At 38.2% G+C, this 18,938-nt stretch carries 19 protein-coding genes and 1 pseudogene; 2 read left to right on the forward strand and 18 right to left on the reverse strand.

Going from position 1 to position 18,938, the window contains the following annotated elements; genetic code table 11:
- Positions 1 to 13 precede the first annotated feature (13 nt).
- From DF216_RS03805 to DF216_RS03840, 8 genes and pseudogenes are all read right to left on the reverse strand, one after another.
- Positions 14 to 397 carry a DUF948 domain-containing protein gene (locus tag DF216_RS03805; protein WP_129326031.1) on the reverse strand — a complete coding sequence of 128 codons (384 nt, stop codon included), beginning with the start codon at positions 395 to 397 and terminating at the stop codon, positions 14 to 16.
- Positions 398 to 1,186, reverse strand: a complete 789-nt coding sequence (gene lgt / locus DF216_RS03810) for a prolipoprotein diacylglyceryl transferase (protein WP_129326032.1) — start codon at positions 1,184 to 1,186, stop codon at positions 398 to 400.
- Complete coding sequence (gene hprK / locus DF216_RS03815) at positions 1,179 to 2,114, reverse strand: HPr(Ser) kinase/phosphatase (RefSeq protein WP_164978996.1); 936 nt, start codon at positions 2,112 to 2,114, stop codon at positions 1,179 to 1,181. Before hprK ends, lgt begins: the two co-directional genes overlap by 8 nt.
- Before the next feature lie 136 nt (positions 2,115 to 2,250).
- Positions 2,251 to 3,213: a hypothetical protein gene (locus DF216_RS03820; RefSeq protein WP_129326034.1), complete on the reverse strand. Its 963-nt coding sequence runs from the start codon at positions 3,211 to 3,213 to the stop codon at positions 2,251 to 2,253.
- A 63-nt stretch (positions 3,214 to 3,276) separates the two neighbouring features.
- A complete protein-coding gene (gene rpsU, locus DF216_RS03825) occupies positions 3,277 to 3,453 on the reverse strand; it encodes a 30S ribosomal protein S21 (RefSeq protein ID WP_000048054.1) in 177 nt (58 codons plus the stop codon).
- A 159-nt stretch (positions 3,454 to 3,612) separates the two neighbouring features.
- The gene (locus tag DF216_RS03830; protein ID WP_129326035.1) at positions 3,613 to 4,236 is read right to left on the reverse strand and encodes a Type 1 glutamine amidotransferase-like domain-containing protein; all 624 of its coding nucleotides are present in this window, start codon (positions 4,234 to 4,236) and stop codon (positions 3,613 to 3,615) included.
- A 13-nt stretch (positions 4,237 to 4,249) separates the two neighbouring features.
- Positions 4,250 to 4,868: pseudogene (locus DF216_RS03835) on the reverse strand (class I SAM-dependent methyltransferase).
- 105 nt (positions 4,869 to 4,973) lie between these two features.
- Positions 4,974 to 5,681 (reverse strand): glucosamine-6-phosphate deaminase, encoded by a 708-nt coding sequence (locus tag DF216_RS03840; RefSeq protein WP_129326036.1) that lies wholly within the window; start codon positions 5,679 to 5,681, stop codon positions 4,974 to 4,976.
- A 147-nt stretch (positions 5,682 to 5,828) separates the two neighbouring features.
- On the opposite strand from DF216_RS03840, the gene queA reads away from it, so the two are divergent.
- Entirely contained in the window at positions 5,829 to 6,857 is a 1,029-nt protein-coding gene (gene queA / locus DF216_RS03845) for a tRNA preQ1(34) S-adenosylmethionine ribosyltransferase-isomerase QueA (protein WP_129326070.1), read from the forward strand.
- 68 nt (positions 6,858 to 6,925) lie between these two features.
- Here queA and DF216_RS03850 read toward each other — a convergent pair whose 3' ends face one another.
- From DF216_RS03850 to DF216_RS03870, 5 genes are read right to left on the reverse strand one after another with little or no spacing between them, the layout of a single operon-like run.
- Positions 6,926 to 7,786, reverse strand: coding sequence for a YihY/virulence factor BrkB family protein (locus tag DF216_RS03850; RefSeq protein ID WP_129326037.1), 861 nt, complete (start codon positions 7,784 to 7,786; stop codon positions 6,926 to 6,928).
- 29 nt (positions 7,787 to 7,815) lie between these two features.
- On the reverse strand, positions 7,816 to 9,870 hold the full coding sequence (locus DF216_RS03855; RefSeq protein WP_129326038.1) for a cation:proton antiporter: 2,055 nt from the start codon (positions 9,868 to 9,870) through the stop codon (positions 7,816 to 7,818).
- A gap of 11 nt (positions 9,871 to 9,881) precedes the next feature.
- Positions 9,882 to 10,136, reverse strand: coding sequence for a hypothetical protein (locus DF216_RS03860; RefSeq protein WP_129326039.1), 255 nt, complete (start codon positions 10,134 to 10,136; stop codon positions 9,882 to 9,884).
- Complete coding sequence (locus tag DF216_RS03865) at positions 10,129 to 10,686, reverse strand: tRNA (mnm(5)s(2)U34)-methyltransferase (RefSeq protein ID WP_164978997.1); 558 nt, start codon at positions 10,684 to 10,686, stop codon at positions 10,129 to 10,131. Before DF216_RS03865 ends, DF216_RS03860 begins: the two co-directional genes overlap by 8 nt.
- On the reverse strand, positions 10,670 to 11,626 hold the full coding sequence (locus DF216_RS03870; protein WP_129326041.1) for a TIGR01212 family radical SAM protein: 957 nt from the start codon (positions 11,624 to 11,626) through the stop codon (positions 10,670 to 10,672). Before DF216_RS03870 ends, DF216_RS03865 begins: the two co-directional genes overlap by 17 nt.
- 91 nt (positions 11,627 to 11,717) lie before the next feature.
- On the opposite strand from DF216_RS03870, the gene DF216_RS03875 reads away from it, so the two are divergent.
- Entirely contained in the window at positions 11,718 to 12,077 is a 360-nt protein-coding gene (locus DF216_RS03875) for a DUF3397 family protein (protein WP_129326042.1), read from the forward strand.
- Between the two features lie 232 nt (positions 12,078 to 12,309).
- Here DF216_RS03875 and gtfB read toward each other — a convergent pair whose 3' ends face one another.
- The 5 genes from gtfB to DF216_RS03905 all read right to left on the reverse strand — a co-directional run bounded on the left by gtfB (position 12,310) and on the right by DF216_RS03905 (position 18,937).
- Positions 12,310 to 13,638, reverse strand: coding sequence for an accessory Sec system glycosylation chaperone GtfB (gtfB, locus tag DF216_RS03880; protein WP_084972539.1), 1,329 nt, complete (start codon positions 13,636 to 13,638; stop codon positions 12,310 to 12,312).
- A 30-nt stretch (positions 13,639 to 13,668) separates the two neighbouring features.
- On the reverse strand, positions 13,669 to 15,198 hold the full coding sequence (gene gtfA / locus DF216_RS03885; RefSeq protein WP_129326043.1) for an accessory Sec system glycosyltransferase GtfA: 1,530 nt from the start codon (positions 15,196 to 15,198) through the stop codon (positions 13,669 to 13,671).
- A gap of 14 nt (positions 15,199 to 15,212) precedes the next feature.
- Entirely contained in the window at positions 15,213 to 15,923 is a 711-nt protein-coding gene (locus tag DF216_RS03890; protein ID WP_125827207.1) for a hypothetical protein, read from the reverse strand.
- 851 nt (positions 15,924 to 16,774) lie between these two features.
- A complete protein-coding gene (locus DF216_RS03900) occupies positions 16,775 to 18,232 on the reverse strand; it encodes a nucleotidyltransferase (protein WP_129326044.1) in 1,458 nt (485 codons plus the stop codon).
- Positions 18,233 to 18,244: 12 nt separating this feature from the next.
- Positions 18,245 to 18,937, reverse strand: coding sequence for a hypothetical protein (locus DF216_RS03905; RefSeq protein WP_129326045.1), 693 nt, complete (start codon positions 18,935 to 18,937; stop codon positions 18,245 to 18,247).
- Position 18,938: the final 1 nt, after the last annotated feature.

Here is an 18,938-nt window from a genome sequence, read left to right on the forward strand (position 1 = left end):
GATTTCTCCTTTTCTATTTTTTGAAAAATTTACTTGCGAAACGAAGAGCTGACAATCCAGCACCCGTCTTAAGTGTTTTTGAACCAGCTGATGAAGCTTTCTTGCTCAAGACACGCGCTTGATTATTGAGGTCAGATACTGACTCAGATAAGTCTGCTACAGCCGTAAAGAGTGGGTCGATCGTCGCAACCTTGACATTGATATCGTCTACCAATACATTGACCTTAGCCAACAATTCATTGGTATGATGTAAAGTAACATCTACATCTGAAGACAAGGTTTTGATAGTTTTCTCCGTCTCATCAATCATTCGACCTGCTTTTTGAATGGTAATCGTCAGATAGACTAAACAAACGATCAAAGCAATAGCAACAAGAATATAAGCAACTTCTAACATTTAGTTTTCCTCCTCAGTTTGATAGAAAGGGGCTTTCTTTCGATTTTGATAAAGTATGATGTAAACACCTAGTCCAATCAGGACAACTGATAACCATTGGGACACCCGCAGTCCAAAGAACATAAGACTATCCGTTCGCATTCCTTCGATGATCATACGACCAAAACCATACCAAATCAAGTAGAAAGCAGTGATATGACCTCGTCTGATTCCCTTCAATTTTCTTCTAAAAATCAGAATCAAAGCAAATCCAATCAGATTCCAAACCGACTCGTAAAGGAAGGTCGGCTGACGGTAGCTACCGTCAATGTACATCTGATCACGAATGAAGCCTGGCAAATAATCCAGACTATCTACTGCTGCACCGTAGGCTTCTTGGTTAAAAAAGTTTCCCCAGCGACCCAAACTTTGGGCAATCATGACACTCGGTGCTGCTATGTCTAAGAAATCCCAAGTATTGATCAGCTTTCTATCTGCAAAGATATAAAGGACAATAGCTCCTGCTATCAAACCTCCATAAATGGCCAAACCACCATTCCAGATGGCGATGATTTCACCTGGATTTTGCAGATAGTAATCTAAGCGAAAGAGTACATAGTATAATCTAGCGCCTAAAATCGCAACTGGAAAAGCAATCAGGATAAAATCCAAAATGTCATCTGACAGGATTTTCTTTTTAGGAGCTTCTTTCATGGCAAGATAAACTGCCAAGACCAAGCCTGCCACAATACACAAGGCATACCAACGAATGGAAAAAGGTCCGATTTCAAATGCAACTGGATTAATCATCTTTCACCTCATTTTTGGAGATGAGATTAGTTAAGCGTTCTTCAAATAAACGCGTCGCATCAAAGCCCATTTCCTTAGCGCGATAGTTCATAGCTGCTGCCTCAATAACAACTGAGATATTGCGTCCTGTTTTTACTGGGATACGAATACGTGGAATAGTCACACCAGAAACTTCTAATTCTTCAGCATTGTTTCCTAGACGATCAAAAGTCTTTTGGGTATCGTAATTTTCCAAATAGACTGCCAGCTGAACTTGTGAAGAATCTTTTACAGCGCTTGCTCCGTAGAGACTCATCACATCGATAATCCCCACTCCACGAATCTCAAGCAAATGCTTCAAAATTTCAGCGGGCTCTCCCCAAAGGGTCATTTCATCCTTAGCAAAGATATCCACACGGTCATCTGCTACCAAACGGTGTCCGCGTTTCACAAGCTCGAGACCTGTCTCACTCTTACCGATACCACTATCCCCTTGGATCAAGACACCCATGCCATAAATGTCCATCAAGACACCATGCACACTAGTCCGTTCAGCTAAACGGGAATCAAGGTAGCTAGATAACTCTCCCGACAAGCGACTAGTAGCTGTACGACTGGTTAAAATGGCAATCTTACATTCCCTAGCAGCTCTCAACATCTCCTCTGGAATCACCAAACCACGCGCAACAATAACCACTGGTGTTTCTGGTTGAAACATCTTGGTCAAGACTTTATAACGGTTGTGAGAAGACATAGCGACCAGATAAGACCACTCCTTCATCCCCAACAGTTGAAGCCGTTCCGGAGTATAGTAATCAAAATAGCCTGTCATTTCAAGACCTGGTCGAGAAATGTCCGCTGTGTTGATTTCTTTTTCAAGCAATTCGCCCTCGCCGTATACAATGTCTAGTCTGAGTTTTTCAATGATTTCTCTTACTAAAACTGACATAATTTCCTCCTTCAATCGAGTTCTCCTTACTATTATATCAAATTGTAGTTGGAAGTTTCCTTTTTTTGCAAGATTTACAGTATTTATTTGAAGTTGATTGGAAAAAGATTTATCGGGCAAATATTTTTGTACTTTCTCAAATCAGTTGAGACAAATCTACTGCAAATCGATCAACGTCTATCACCAAATCCCTTCCTGATTTTTCTATATAAATTCTTGGAAGGCCTTGTGTCAACATTCTGTTTGCATCAGCCATATCTTGAGGATAAGTATAGAATTGTTGACCTTGTGGAAACTGATTTCGGAGTTGCCATTCTTCAAAATCCTTCAAAAAAGTCTTATGAGACGGCATACTGACAGCTTCAAACAAGGAATGGTCAAAAAATCGTACCAATCGATATAGACCATGAATCTCGTCCGCAAAGCACTTATCAATCTTTTCATAGGGGTAACCTCGTCTCTGATAAGCTAGGCATAAATTTTCTAAGAATTCGCTTATTCCAACTACATCTTTTCTTGCCAAACTTATAAAATACCGAACAGAAAATTCTTCCATACCAGTTCGTTTCTTCCTCTCTAAAAACTGTTGTGCCCGCAAGAGAGACTCCGATAATCTCTCTTCATCTTGATAATAAAGAGCGTGCAAAAGATTGATGACATTTTCCGGATAATAGGTTCCTTTCAACAAGGGTAAATCCTTGGGGATGAAAGATGGAATGACTGAAAAATCGTTACAAGCAAAAGAGGTAAACAAGCCTTTCAATATCCCATCTGTGTAGATTGTTCCACTTGCCAACAAACCGCCTCTCATCAACTCGATTCTTCCTGTTTGCCATAGAGCATTGTTTAGCTGCTTGTAATCCCCGTCTAAAAACGCAGCATAATATGCAAAATACTTGATATCATCTAGTAGTAAACTACTGTACAATTTTACCCTTAAAACCTTGTCAGACAATACTTTTGAATCCTTCAAATACTTTTCAAAAATTCTACGGTTTGACTCTTCAAATTCCTTCCAATCTATCGGATCAGCATAATAACCCCAATCTTCCAAGTGATTGTCACGCATTCTTTTATATTCTTTTATATACTCTCTCATAAGAATTTTTTCCTCTAAATACTATGCAAAAAAAGACTAGACAAGTCTAGCCTTTCATTTCAATTAGAATTTTTTACGTTTACGAGCTGCTTCTGATTTACGTTTACGTTTTACAGAAGGTTTTTCATAGAATTCACGTTTGCGTGTTTCTTGAAGAGTACCAGCTTTAGTAACCGCACGTTTGAAACGACGAAGTGCATCGTCAAGAGATTCATTCTTACGTACTACTGTTTTAGACATTTTTTTCACTCCCTTCAAGTTCAAGATCTATTCTATTCTACACGCAAAATGAATAAATGTCAAGGAAAAACTGCCATAAACTTATATTATCTTCAATTTCTTTTTCAAAAGAGACAACGTATTAAAATGGACATCATAATAGCAAAAAAGAAATTTATTTTACCCCTGTTCAGAAACAACTTTTATTTCTTTATCATTTACAATAACGGCTTGTGAATTGTTCATTCGCATTAAGTCGAGCTGATTTTTATAGGTTTCAAAGGTCTTCTTGCTACTATCAGTAAAAGGCTCCTCACCATAATGTGGAAGGATGTAAAACTCCACTTCATCCAATCCCGCTGTATCCGATAACTCTTTCGCTACCGTCTTGTCATCCATGAGCTTATTGTAGTCAATATCCTTGGCTGTAATGATAGCTCCTGCTGATTCTCCCACATAGACCAGCCCATCTCTTATTTGCTCTTTGATAAGAGATAGGAGTTGTTTTTTCTTTAATTCTTGTAATAAATAAAAGGTATTCCCGCCTGAGATATAAAGAATCTTGCTTTGGAAAATCTTTGCCTGAGCAGTTTCTCGATCACAAGAAGCAATATCTAGAACCTCTATCTCAAATCCTAAATCCCTGAATGTTTGCTGAGCCTCATCGATATAGGCAGTATAATCCTCTTTGTTCCCAGCGGTAGGAATAAATAAAACCTTTTTTTCTAGATTTTTTTCCTTTACATAATCACTAAAAAGATTTTTGACACCAGCAAAATATGAACATAAAAATAATTGTTTCATGATTGTACCTCCATTAATGTTTAACAATTTTATAAAGGATCCATGATCCCTTTCTTTGACTAGTTACGAGCTCAAAGTCTACTGATAACAAGAATCGTCTAAATGCTTCTTCGCTTTGGACATCTGGTAAAAAGTAAGACAACTTGTTATACTCACAAGCCAGTAAGAGCATCCCGTCTGATTTGAGTATCCTTCGAAGTTCCATAAAAGAAGCCTCTAGATCCCGCTAATGAAAATGAGTTTGAAAAGCTGTAATCAAATCGAAACTTTCATCAGAAAAGCCTGTCTCCCTAACGTCTCTTCGTTCAAAATTTAGATTAGTCATCTCTATATGTTTGGCTTGAGCTATTGCAGTATCTGAAATATCGATTCCAGTTATGGTACTTTGCGGAAAGGTTTCTTTCAGTAGGATGGTTGAACGACCGTTTCCAACTCCTACATCTAAGATTACAGGGTAAAATGTTCCTATCCAGATGATGAATTACCCATACAAACATGGGGATATAGGCTCTATTCCACAATTTCATCATTCGTTTTCCTAGAAAGCCCGAAGGGTTTTTTGATTGCTGAATTAAGCGACTAAACAGTAACATTAAAAGTAAAAAACAAATAAAACCGATTATATAAATCAAAGTTCGAGCCTCCCCTGTATAGCTATATTATACCACTTTAGCGGGATAGTGAACATTTGAAGTAAAAAGCCACTCACTCCAAAGAGCAAGTGGTTCTTGTACTTTTTATTTTTCAAGCAAGCTAAGCGCTGCTGCATCCGCAATAATAGTCACATCAGGGTGGTTTTGGAGGCTACTTGCTGGGAGGTTCTCAGTCACTGGGCCTGATACTGTTCCAGCAATGGCTTCTGCTTTCGATTCACCGTAAGCAAAAAGAATAATTGACTTGGCGTCTAAGATGTTTTTAATCCCCATTGAAATGGCTTGGGTTGGGACGTCTTCAATCTTGTCAAAGAAGCGAGCATTGGCTTCGATAGTAGATTGATCAAGTTCTACTAGATGCGTTTGACTGTCAAATGGAGTGCCTGGTTCGTTAAAGCCGATATGTCCATTGCGACCGATTCCCAAGATTTGCAAATCAACAGGATGGTCAGCCAAAATTTGATTGTAGCGTTCTACTTCTTCTTCAGCATTATCCTTAACACCACGTGGCAAGAAACTTTCTTTAAATGGTTTTTGGTTAAACAAGTTTTCTTGCATGAAGTAACGATAAGACTGTGGATTGTCCCCATCAAGTCCCACATACTCATCAAGGTTCACACTGGTTAGATTTGAGAAATCAAGGTCACTCTCAACGATTTCCTTGTAAAACTCAAGCGGGCTGCTTCCTGTCGCAAGTCCCAATGTTTGAGCGCCATTGGACAACTTTTCCTTCAAAATCTCAAAAGCTACTTTTCCACCTTCGACTTGATTTTCAACTTTAATAACTTTCATTTCATATCCTCCATATTTCTATATTCATTATATGGTATAGACCAATTTTTGTCAAGTGAAAACGATTTAATTTCCAAAAAAAGAGCGTCCAAACTTGAAACATGTTATAATGGATAAGATTAGAAGTTAGAAAGAATGATGAAAAAAATGAATACAGCTGATTTTGATTTCCACTTACCTGAGGAATTGATTGCCCAAACACCACTTGAAAAACGAGATGCCTCTAAACTCCTCATCGTAAACCGAGAAACGGGAGAGTTGCAGGATAAACACTTCCACTCTATTATCGATATGCTGGAACCGGGTGATGCCCTTGTCATGAACGACACCCGTGTTCTCCCAGCCCGCCTCTATGGTCAAAAGGAAGAAACAGGTGGCCATGTGGAACTTCTCCTTCTCAAAAATACTGCTGGTGATGAGTGGGAAGTCCTAGCTAAACCTGCCAAACGCCTCAAGGTCGGTACTCGCGTCAGCTTTGGAGATGGTCGTCTCAGCGCTGTTGTTACGGAAGAATTGACTCACGGGGGCCGTATTGTCCGCTTTGAATACCAAGGAATTTTCCTAGAAGTTTTGGAAAGTCTAGGTGAAATGCCATTACCACCTTATATCCATGAAAAACTGGATGATCGTGAACGCTATCAAACGGTCTACGCTAAAGAAAGTGGCTCTGCTGCTGCACCGACTGCTGGGCTTCACTTTACCAAAGAACTGCTAGCAGAAATCCAAGCCAAGGGTATCCATTTGGTTTATTTGACCCTCCACGTTGGTTTAGGAACCTTTAGACCCGTTTCTGTTGACAATCTGGACGAACATGAAATGCACTCAGAGTTCTACCAACTGTCTGAGGAAGCAGCTTCTACCCTTCGCTCTGTCAAGGAAAATGGAGGTCGTGTCATCGCTGTCGGAACCACTTCTATCCGTACGTTGGAAACTATTGGTTCCAAGTTTGACGGACAAATCCAAGCAGATTCTGGCTGGACCAATATCTTTATCAAACCAGGTTACCAATGGAAGGTCGTGGATGCTTTTTCAACCAACTTCCACCTCCCCAAGTCAACTCTCGTTATGTTGGTTTCTGCCTTTGCAGGCCGTGACTTAGTCCTAGATGCTTACCAACATGCTATTCAAGAACACTACCGTTTCTTTAGTTTCGGTGATGCCATGTTTATCTATTAATTTCATAATCAAAAAACGCATAGAACCAGATTTGATTCTATGCGTTTTGTAATGGATAACTTTATTAGTTAATTTATTGTAAAGGTTGGATCTTTTAAGCTCTGAACACTGGCATTGATAACCGCTCCGATAATCAAAATCTTAGCAATAAGAATAAACCAGAACATCATGACTACCACGATAATGGAACTGAAAAATCGGACGTCAACTAGATGATTGACATAACTATTGACATAAACAGAAAAGATATTCAATAAAAAGATAAGAGTTAGCAAGACAAAGACACTTCCTGGTAAAACATAGCGGATTCGTGGTGCTTTTACTTTGGGAAGAAAATAGTAAATCATGACTAGAATGGCAAAGATCAAGGCATAGACCAGAGGGCCTGTAAAATCTTGCAGGTAGGAGAGTAGCGGACTATCTGATTGCCAGTAAGTTTTGAAAAGGTTAAGCAACATACGACCAAACATACTCAAAAACAAGGCTAGGGCAAAAAGAATCTGCAGGCCGAAACTAACCAGTAAACTCATCAACTGATGGGAGATAATTCCTCGACTCTTGGTCACTCCATAGGCTTTGTTAAAGGCCTTTTGGAGGAAATCCATTGATTTTGAGAAGGTCCATAGAGCTGACAAAACTGCAAAGCTCAATAAGCCTGTTGAGGGTTGAGTCAGAACTTCTCGGACAATCTTGGCGACCACATCATACACTGTATCAGGTAGAAATTCTTTAATCGTGAGTAAGAAATTTGAGACCGGAATCTGAAAATAAGGCAAGATATTGACCATTATCATTAGCAAAGGAAAGATTGAAATCAACCAATAGTAGGCAACAGCAACACTGGTCAACTCGCTATCAGATGCTTGATAATAATGCAAAAAAGCTTTCAATAAGGGCCTGTCCATCAGCTCTTTCCACCACTTTTTCATGTTCCATCCTCCGTCATTTTCTTCATCATTTAAGTTCTTCTGATTAAATCTAGCATATCATAAGGCAAGGTATTTGCGGCCTCTTTTAGAGAATAATTTTCTAAATTATTCACATTTTGGCGTAGTTTTTTGGCATACTTGGCTGTTATCAGTTTAGCTTCTTCGTATTCAAAGATTGCCTTACGTTCGAGATAGTAGCCTCGTAGCATTTCATCAATATTGTTTGGCTTGATGCGATTGATAACCCGCTCAACAAAAGCACCACTTCCGATAATGGCCGTCTCGCGTAGACGAGACTCTTGCATAAAGCTAATCAGAGAACTCTTGTAAACCCCTTTGAGGTTTTCCAAACTCTCGATAATCAGCTCTGTATTTTCCAAATACAACTCTGAAATCTGATCATAGTCAACTGCTAACAGTTTTCGAGATTCTTCATTCATCCAACTACGAAAAGTCTTACCAAATGTAAACATTTCATGGAGTAGAAAGCGCAGTATCCGTAAAGAAACTAAGAAGTAATACGTAACTCTAGAAGCGAAATTACGATTGATACTCTGTTCCATATTTTTTAGATAACGCTGGTAAACTCGATAGCCACGCTCACTGATTCTATTTTCCTCGTAGGCTTGCTCCAAGCCATCACTCTCAATGCTCAAGATAAGAAGTTTGAGGGACTCCCAGTCCTCTTGGACTCCCTTATTTTCCAGACTAAGGATGAGGTTTTCAATCCGACCATGATAGTTATCAATAGCTGCATAAAGAGGGAGTTTGTTCTTGTGATGATCCAGTTCTTTTTCTAATTCTGCCGCTACATCATTCAAAATCGCTATATGCATCAAATGATCCTTACTTTCCTCTTGTTCCTCAGATAAGTAGGGGAGAACCAGTAAACCTGTTAAAAAGCTCAATAGTGTAACGCCTGCTACTAGGAAGAGCAACAGAGGATATTCCTGCTCCAAATGACTTGGTATGAGGAGAATCGTCGCGATAGATACTGTCCCTTTGACACCAGAGAAGGTCAAAAGAAGCATATCTTTCATGTACTTATGGATTTTTTTCTTGAGTCGATGTGTTCTCACAAAGTAAAAACCAGCAATCATGACAAAGCGGATCGCAAAGAGCATGAAGGTCAGTACCACAACTGAAAGCAGTAAAAGAAAGGGATTGTAGAGAGAATTAGACAGAATCGGCTCCGCAATCAACTCTAATTCCATTCCCAAGATAACAAAGACAGATCCGTTTAGCATAAAGGTCACGGTGTGCCAGACGGTCTCTGTCACGGTGTCCACCTGGGCCTCTAGAAGCGTAATTTTTTTGAAACGACTAGCCTTCAAAATCCCTGCAACTACAACTGCGATAATCCCTGAAACATGGATTTCTTCGGCAATAAAGAAAGTCATAAGAGGCAAACTTAACTCTAGCAAGAGTTCACTGGCTATATCTATCGCTCGCACACTCAGTAAAAATGTATGCAAGAAACGATTGACCATAGCTGTCACAAAACCGACTACAAAACCACCAAGGATAGAAATTGCTAGGGAAGTTCCTGCTTGGCTGAGAGAAAAAGTTCCTGTTGTCCAAGCAGCAAGAGCCATCTGAAAGGCAACCAGGCCAGAAGCGTCATTTAAGAGTCCTTCCCCTTTTAGGATATTGGATACCCGTTTTGGGAAGCTAAAACGCTCAGACAGAGAAGCAAAGGCTACCAAATCCGTCGGTCCAAGTGCCGCTCCAACTGCTAAACAGGCCGCCAAAGGAAGAGTAAGCCAAAGGAAGTGAGCCATGCCCCCTAAGCTTAAGGTCGAGATAAAAATCACAGGAAAAATCAGGAAGACGACAATCCGCCAGTGCTTCAAAATGGATGTAATGTCCGCTTCTTCTGCCTCCCGAAAAAGTAAGGGACCAATAACCATGGCCAGAAACAGCTCTGTATTGAGATGAAAGTCCGTATTGGGGACAAATAAGCCAATCCCAATCCCCAAAAGGATTTGCACAAGAGGAAGGGGCAAAAAAGGTAGAAGTTTATTGGTCGTGGTTGAAATGATTAAGACAAATAAAAATAGAATCAAGTATATGAGTAATTCCACACCATTCCTCCTTAATCTTTTTTACAACAAGATTCAAAAATCTCCTTTTGCTCTTGGATCTTCTGATCAATCTTGGAACAGTCTCTGTGCTCAATTTTTTTCTGGCACCGTTCCATTTCAAGAACCACTAATTTTTTCTTGATTTTAAGCATCTTTTTGCTCATATGTGCTTCGTCAAGTACTCCAACCGCTCGCTCATGCTGCGTTGACTCGACAAAATTTTGGCGCATAGCCTCTAATTTCTCACGTAGGTATTGTTTATCCATGTCTATATCTTTCTAATTTCTCAATCATAACTAAAAACGGGGGATTGTTGACTTGGTTGAGGGTCCGATAAATGGCAGCAGTGTACTCTTGTTGGTTCAGCTGGCTAACAAAGTCCAAAACAGCATCCCTCTCAATATCTCCTCCCTCATGACCATAGTAGATCATAATAGCAATCCTTCCACCCTTTACAAGCAAATGACAAAGCTTTTCAAGGGCTTCAATGGTAGTCTGAGGTTGGGTGATAACGGATTTGTCAGCAGAAGGTAAATAACCCAGATTAAAAATCCCTGCCTTGGCTTCTGTCACAAACTGGTCTAGTGTCTCATGACCTTGCCAGATTAACTGGGCATTTGTCATTCCAGCCTGATCCAAACGCTCTTGCGTCTTCTCCAAAGCCTGCTCCTGAATATCAAAGGCATAGACTTGCTTGGCCAACTTGGCTAAAAAAAGCGTATCGTGTCCATTCCCCATGGTCGCATCCACAACGATATCTTCTTTTGTCACGACTTCAGCCAAAAATTCATGTGCCATCTCAAGTGGTCTTTTCATTTTCAAACTCCTGTTTTACAGCCTTGCATCCTTGAACACTGCCGCGGCGTTTCATTTCAGTTTCAATAGCATTTAGCACTTCCCATTTATTGAGGCTCCACATGGGACCAATCAACATATCTCTAGGCGCATCTCCTGTGATTCGATGGATGACGATGTGCTTGGGAATGATTTCCAATTGGTCACAAATGACCTTGACATATTCGTCTTGACTCATCAGTTGCAAGCGTCCCTCATGGTAATCTCGCTGCATCCGTGTATTGGTCATGAGGTGAAGCAAGTGCAGTTTAATTCCTTGAATATCATTATCCATGACACAGCGACGGACATTTTCAATCATCATCTCATGAGTCTCACCGGGCAAACCATTAATCAAATGGGAAACAATCTCAATCTTGGGATATTTCCTCAAGCGTTTGACCGTTTCTACATACAATTCGTAGGAATGGGCACGGTTAATCAGGTCAGATGTTACTTCAAAAGTAGTCTGTAAGCCCAATTCTACCGTCACATGCATGCGATCCGATAACTCAGCCAAATATTCGATGGTTTCATCGGGTAAACAGTCTGGCCGTGTTCCAATATTAATCCCTACTACACCTGACTCATTGATAGCCTGCTCATATCGCTCCCGAATCACTTCCACCTTTTCATGGGTGTTGGTAAAGTTTTGAAAATAAACCAGATACTTTTTAACTTCTGGCCACTTGCGGTGCATAAAGTCAATTTCCTTATAAAATTGCTCACGGATAGGGGCATCCGGTGCCACGATGGCATCTCCAGAGCCTGAAACCGTACAAAAAGTACAACCACCATGAGCTACAGTTCCATCCCGATTGGGACAGTCAAATCCCGCATCAATAGGAACTTTGAAAGTCTTTTCTCCAAAAAGTTTTCGATAATAATCATTCAAGGTATTATAAGATTTCATAACTTTCATTATAACAAAAAACACCTACAATCTCAAAAGCCTGACTTTCCTACAAATTCCCTTGTTTCTCATTTCCTTTAGCGTCGTTTTATGATACAATATGGGTATGATTTTAATGAAAATAGCAGCTATTTTATTATTGATATTAACCTTGGTGGTTTGCTTTATTGTCACCAAGCTTTTCGGACTTAGGAAATTAGGATTTAATTTCGCGGATTTAGCTTTTCCACTTTTAGTATTCGAGTACTACCTTATCACTGCTAAAGCCTTTACCCACAACTTTCTACCGCGACTTGGTGTCGCACTTTCTCTCCTAGCAATCCTCCTAGTTCTCTTTTTCCTCCTCAAAAAAAGAAGTTTTTACTACCCTAGATTTATCAAATTCTTCTGGAGAGCAGGTTTTCTCCTAACCTTAGTCCTCTATATCGCTATGATTGTAGAGTTAATCTTGCTGACATAATCCTCAAATCTCATCATCCTACTCCTCGTATAGCTACTAGAAAATCATTTCCCTAGTAGTTATGCGAGGAATTTTCGTATGTCCCAAAACAATAGTACCTGCTTTCTCATCCATTTATGAAGCCTTTCAAATAAAATAATCCTAAAAACCCTTCCCGTTTCTTCGAACAAAAAAGAGAGGACCATCATCCTCTCTAAAATCCATTTTTCAGCCAATATAAGGTATCTTACAATTAAAAGATAGCTCTATATTGCTCCAAACTAGCCTGATTAGCAGCCTGTTTCTGTCTAGCAAGTGCTGCTTCCATCTCTGATGAGTGGGCAAGGACACTTTGAATCTTATCCACCATGCCTGAAACATTTTCTGGCGAATAAATGTGACTATCTGCAATAAATCGATGGCTATGACAAGTGTTTGTGAAGCTGAGAATCAACATATTGTTCTCAAAGGCTGTGCGACAAGCATTAAGGATTTCATCGCTGATATTGATATCTAAATACAAATCACATTTCTCAAAAAGCTCAGCAACTCTAGCTGGGCGGATATTTGGATAAAGCGAAACATTTGCAAAACGATTTAGTCCCATTAAATGACTGGACATTTCTGTAATCGCTCCAATATGAAAATGAACATTTGGTAGCTTAGTCACAAGTTCTTCAATCTGCTCAAGCTGATCACTATTAGTCAAAATCAAGGCTTCCGGATTCATGTTATTAAGGCGTTGATAAGCATAGATATATCCAAGATTGTGGAAATAGTTTTTTTCTTCAGGAGCCACCAAGTTTTGAATTTTCTCATAAGCCTGCTTATCTTGAACAGCAATACGAACGTTTCGATTCGTTAGCTTCATAGCCGCTACCATATTACCTGGTAACTCTTCTCCAATAGGCTCTTGCCAGAAAAGAACATCTTCTGCACGACCATTTTTAGGAGGAAGCGAATAGGCCACCAAGAAAGGAGTCGATAGCGAATTATAAATAATTCGATCTGTATCGTACCCACGGTATTGGAGGTAAAAGATAATAAATTCTTGTTTGGATTTAAAAATATGCCGTTTTCCTTCCCATGTAAGGATGATATCTCCCGTCAAATGATTTTCCATAATCACAACGATATTGCTTTGGTCAAAATAGCGAGTATGGGTCGGACGTTGTGTCTTATCATAAGTTATCTGCGCAAAAAGTCGTCCTTTACGATTGTAAATATCTGCTACTCGAACTTGCCCCTCTGAATCCAACCATTCGACAGCCCGAACGCGTCTTTCGTGAGTTGGTTGACGATAAAAAATATTAGCACGTTTCTTACCCATGTCTAGAATTTCACCATTCACATTACTAGATCGAATTTCCCATAAGTGAGGTTTTGGAACTAGATTAAAATAAAGAGGTCGACTTTCTGGTGTCTCTAAATCTCCTGTGAAATAACTATAAGGAGACTCAACATCTGGAGCAAGATAACCATCGTCTTGGACAACAACAACGGGACAATCTAGCCCTGCTGTTTTTAGTGAACGTAACAAATCAAAACTTGCCTGATCATAGCGTTCAAACAAACAAATCATAGTTTTTATACCTTTCTTTCTGAACCCTACTTAGTTTGTCTGAGCAGATTGGACAAGATCAGACCAACGCTGAGCGATATGCTCATCAAGATAAGGTTTAGCTACCTCATAAGATACTCGAGACAAATCTTCTTGAGAGTGCTGAATAAATAGCTGAATAATCTTCTCTGCATACTCTGTCGTCATAGCCTCCAAGTCATCTGGACGAGCCTCAGGAATTAGATAACCATTTTCACCATCACGGATAAATGTTGGATTGCCATAACGTACATCAAATCCAATAATAGGCAGACCAGACCCTACTGCTTCTAGCAAGGTCAGGCCAAATCCTTCACTCGTGGATGCAGTCAAATAAGCTGAATAGTTCTTATAAACATCTGTTAGATGATGATGGCCCATCAGACGGATATAATCTCCTGCCTCCAATTCTTCAATCAAATCCCGAAGCATAGCCTCCTCACCGCCAGTACCATAGATGTCAAAAGTGAGCTCTGACAAATGTTCATGCGCCTTCACCACAGAGCGAATCAGCCAATCAATGTGTTTTTCACTTGCTAATCGAGAAGCTGTTATCAAACCAAAAGGTTTCCGCTCCCCCTCTGGTCGACGTAGCTTATCCAAACTCCCCACAGGAATAGTCCATATTTCCCTTGGTTTAATATTTGTATACTGTGCAAACTGCTCTGTGAGAAGTCTTGTCTGAGCATCCGTCGAATTGATAATATAATCTACCTCGTCAGCATGTTCAAACTGATACTCGTAATAGTTATTCCACAAGATATAGTCTTTTTCTGCAGGATTTTCACTGAAGTGGTCAGCATGAACGATAACAGCTAATTTAGCCTTCCCTTTATTAGCAAAAATTGGCTGCCCAATATCTGTCTCCCTATCCAAAATCAATAAGTCTTTGTCAGTTAGCTCTAAACTTCTCATGAAATGGGCAACAAATTCCTGCTTGGAGTAGAAAACATGATTTGGAAAACGATAGATTTGCGTCTCCTGCTTGCCGTTCACCTCATCGATAATCTCTTCATAAGCTACACTACCGTCTTCATTAAGCCAGGTTCGTTGGTAAAGTCGAGCACGACCATCTACAGGACTATAATACTCAACAAAGTTCTTGACGTAAGTATAATATTCCTTTTGAATTAGACAACCTCGTGAAACAATTTCTGCTCGCTCAATTAGCTCATTATCCATATCGCTAGCATAACAAGTCACAAAATCATTGTCTCCAAACATAACTCGGAAAGTTTTATTTTCAGGGTTACGGATAATCTCTAGTGGCTCTCTATCAAAACCAGCTAAAACATGAGCTAGAGTGTAGGTCGTAGGAGCAATTTCAACATCAGTGAAATACTGATAAAGCCAGATGACTTCAGAATCTTTAAATCCGATATTTTTAGTCAGATGCTCAATATTATCAGCTGAAATAAAATCCATAAAGATGAATTTTGCATCTAAGCCCACACTGCGGAATAATTTTGCTCGATAGATTTGCGCATACTCCACTCCACTGCTCGCCCAGCCAATTCCCAGATTGATGTTATAAATTGTCATAAATCATATTCCTCTTACAAAAAGATATCGTCTTCGACTCTTGAAAGATGCTTAGTATTTTCCTCTTGTTGCTCTTCTTTGTTGTTCTCTTCTCTAGTTAGTTCCTTCTCAGAAGAAATAAAGTAATTAACAGGGACTGGACTTTCTGAACCAGTCTTTGCAACAATGTTTTCAATCTTTACAACTTCTATTTGAGGTAGGGAATCCTTTACCTTCTCTTCCTCACCCGCAAACAAGTCTAATTCTTCCTGCTCTTCTTTTTGCTCTTCGTCATCCAAAGGAGCTTCAAACAGAGTTGTAGCATCGATTTCTTTATCTAGATTTTCGTCTTCTAAAAAGTCATCAACCTGATTTAGAAGTTCCTTTATCTTTTCCTTTTGTAAATGATAGAGTCTTTCAGCCTCTAGACGTTTTTTTGTCAAGATATCAATCTCTTCCAGAATAGATTCGCGTATGTCCAGATAATCCTTTTGTGCTTTTTCTAAAACTTCCTTGGCTTCTTGCTCCGCACTTTTATGAGCTGAAATGACAAGTGATTTTGCATAAACAACAGCTTCACCTATCTCTTTTTCCTTTTCCCTCATGGAGTCAATTTTTTTACGCAAAGATTCGATCTTTTCATTTTTTTTCTGAATTTCACTATAAAATCCCTCTTCCAAGGATTCGATACAATCGTCGACTTCCTTTGCACGATAACGACCGAACAATGTTTTTCTAAGTCTCATTTTGCTCCCTCTATTCCTTATTTATCTAATATATACCACGATACCCATTGTAGCATAAAATAGCACGTATTACCATTATTTTCTAACTCTCCGACGCTAAATAACATTACAAAATTTGATACTCCATAATCGCTTCTTTATCGATGAATAATATCAACTAAATCAACGAAAATTTATAAAAGGATATGCACTAAAAATCTATTACTCCTTTATAGATAAATTCAAATATGCAAATTGAGATCAATGTAAAAGGACTTAGCCCTATGAAATACAGAACTAAATCCTTTACTTAAATGATGTGCCTAACTTTTTGGGAGCAGTACATTTTTATATCTGTGCATGTCAACATCTAAATTTCTTCTAGATACAAGCCTAAACATGTTACTAAAGAACCCTAGTAACAATTCCTCAAACTCTGATTCTGACCCGAAAATAATCTCCTCCTTACTTATATTAAAAGTTATTTCGTAAGCCTCTAGAATTGTATGAGTTATGAAATTATCTCCCTCATTATATTTCATATTTTCAATTTTGCTGATTGCTGATTTATCTGCAATATCGTCTTACCTAAAGCTACTATTACTTCTTAAATCCGTACAACGCTTAGAAATAGACTCAACTAACTCAGTCTCAAAATTAAACACTATTACCTCCCTCTTATACCTTAGTTTTCTGCCTCAGTCAGGCCAAACAACTCCATAACCAAGTTATCACTATCAAGATGTAACAATTTATTATTGATTGAATAGAGTATTTTTCTAGACTAGTTAATTAAAATATAGAGAAATTAGAAGGTGAACCCTGTAAAATAAGGACAATATAAAAATAAATCATCATTCGAAAATCCTCCTCTATCTTAGAAAATCAAGTGAAAAATCATCAGCGATATTAACCTCAAACGGTGAGCTTTTCCCATAACATATGCCATTTTTTACTAGATATGCTTCAACATAATGACATCCTGCATAACGAGTACTCTCTTTTCTAACTTTCTTCCCCTCAATTAATTCTGAACTATAAAAATCACCTCTTAAACAATTCGCATTTTCAGCTTCTTTACCTGTGTTAGTAACTTGCCACCATATTTCGTAATCTTTTAATCTTTTAGCTTGTACTTCAAATCTCAAATCTCCACGTTTATTTAATATCGTACCGCTTTTAATTTCCTTCCACCTAAATCCAGAATGCAAATACTTTGCCTTAATTGAGACTTCTTCTTTTGAAAGATTTAGCCATTTTGACTTCTGGTGGTGTGGTATTAAACTTACACTGGTGATTGGTAGTTGATTTTCACAATCTCTAAATAAACTTCTCCTGAGATATTGAATTTTATCAAAATAAGATAAATTATGATTTCTGACATTAAAATCTGATTCTAATTGTTGTAACCAAATTTTAAAGAATTCAAAATAACTGCTATCTTTATCCCACTTGCTTGAAAGAACTTCTTCCTCATTTACAGGATTATGAACACAAGGCTTTCCATTTCTTATTTCTATTCCATCTTTCAAATGTTCTATAACATAGTTCATAATATCCAAAAAGTCACTGTTATACGAACTCGCTGACTGGTACTGTTTTGCTGCTAAAGTAGTAATGATGATAGAGCTTGGCTTATGCTCAATATCATCTGCAAAACAAACCTCAGCGTGTCTTTTCAGAATCTGTACAATCCTTTGCAATGGTGTTTTAACCTTATATTCGGGAATTTTTTCAATGGAAGCATAAAATCTCTTAGCAACTTCTTCTTGATATATAGAAAATTTTGAGACATCTCTAAACCACTTAGCATATCCTTTAGGATTACTTGTTTCCCAATCAGTAGATACTTCATAATAGTTATTATTACTTTTATCTGTGATAGCTATATACCCATCATCCTTTTCATTTAAGGGTACTGACGGTAAAATATCTATATGAAAATTGTTCTCATCAACATATTTTAATGTCCAACATCGCTTACTTTCCTCTGGGTCGTTAGACATCGATTGTGATTTAGCATAGCTTTTTACAATTTTTCCTAAGTCATATTTTAAAGAAAATTGAGACTGTCCTTCTCTTCTCAAACCTGTAAAGTTACAAACTATATCTATATCGTAAACTCCATCTTCTGTTAGAGGTTTGATTGCCGTCCCCAATTTAAATGAACCCTGTAAATATATATCAGGTCTATAAGAACTAAGTTCTGAATTTTTGATATAGTCGGCGATTGAATTATATCTCTGAGTAGCTTTTTCATATTTGGAATCTGAAACATCTAACTCCTCAATGAGGCTTTTTATCTCTTTTGGGATAACAATATCTACCAAATTACATTCCTCCTAAACTATATACCTAGCAGTGGCAGAAATTTTTTTAGAAAGTCCATCTTTAGTAAAGCAAAACTTCTCTATATATTCAGCTTTAACAGGGAGATAATGTTCACTTTTTAACACATCATCCAGTATTTCCTTTGGTATTTTCACTTCAAAAATTTCAAAGATTTTTAGTTCGTCTATTTGAAAGTGAGTTGAGAACGTGATAGGTTCTTTAACAGTCTTTAGATATTCAATCTGTGATTGTTTTATCAGATTTTCAATAGATATACCTGATGGTTCCAATTCTTCAATAAGTTCCCTAATGACCGTGATTTCTCTATTCTTTTTCGTATCAAACCAGTCAAGAAATTTTACAAGATGTTTGCCTGTTGTTACTAGTCTTAAATCACCATTTTCATAAAAATGACTTTCAGATTCATCTTTTAATTCTAGATTTTCCTTCAGTCCATTAAATGAATCGTAGTATTTATAAACACCTCCAATTGGCTGATATTGGTCTATTCGATTTCCCCTTATTAACAGGTATTTGTTATTATATCTTATTCGAAAAAGATAAGCACAGCTCAATCTTATATTTTTATTCCATCGAATAAGTGATTGATAGTATATTTTTAATCTTAATCTATTATGAAAAATAGTTGAGGCAAGAAAAGTAATAAATGCAACAATCAGATTAACAAAAATATCCTGTATCATT

The sequence above is a fragment of the Streptococcus oralis genome (assembly GCF_004127215.1).
Lineage (GTDB): Bacteria > Bacillota > Bacilli > Lactobacillales > Streptococcaceae > Streptococcus > Streptococcus oralis_BD.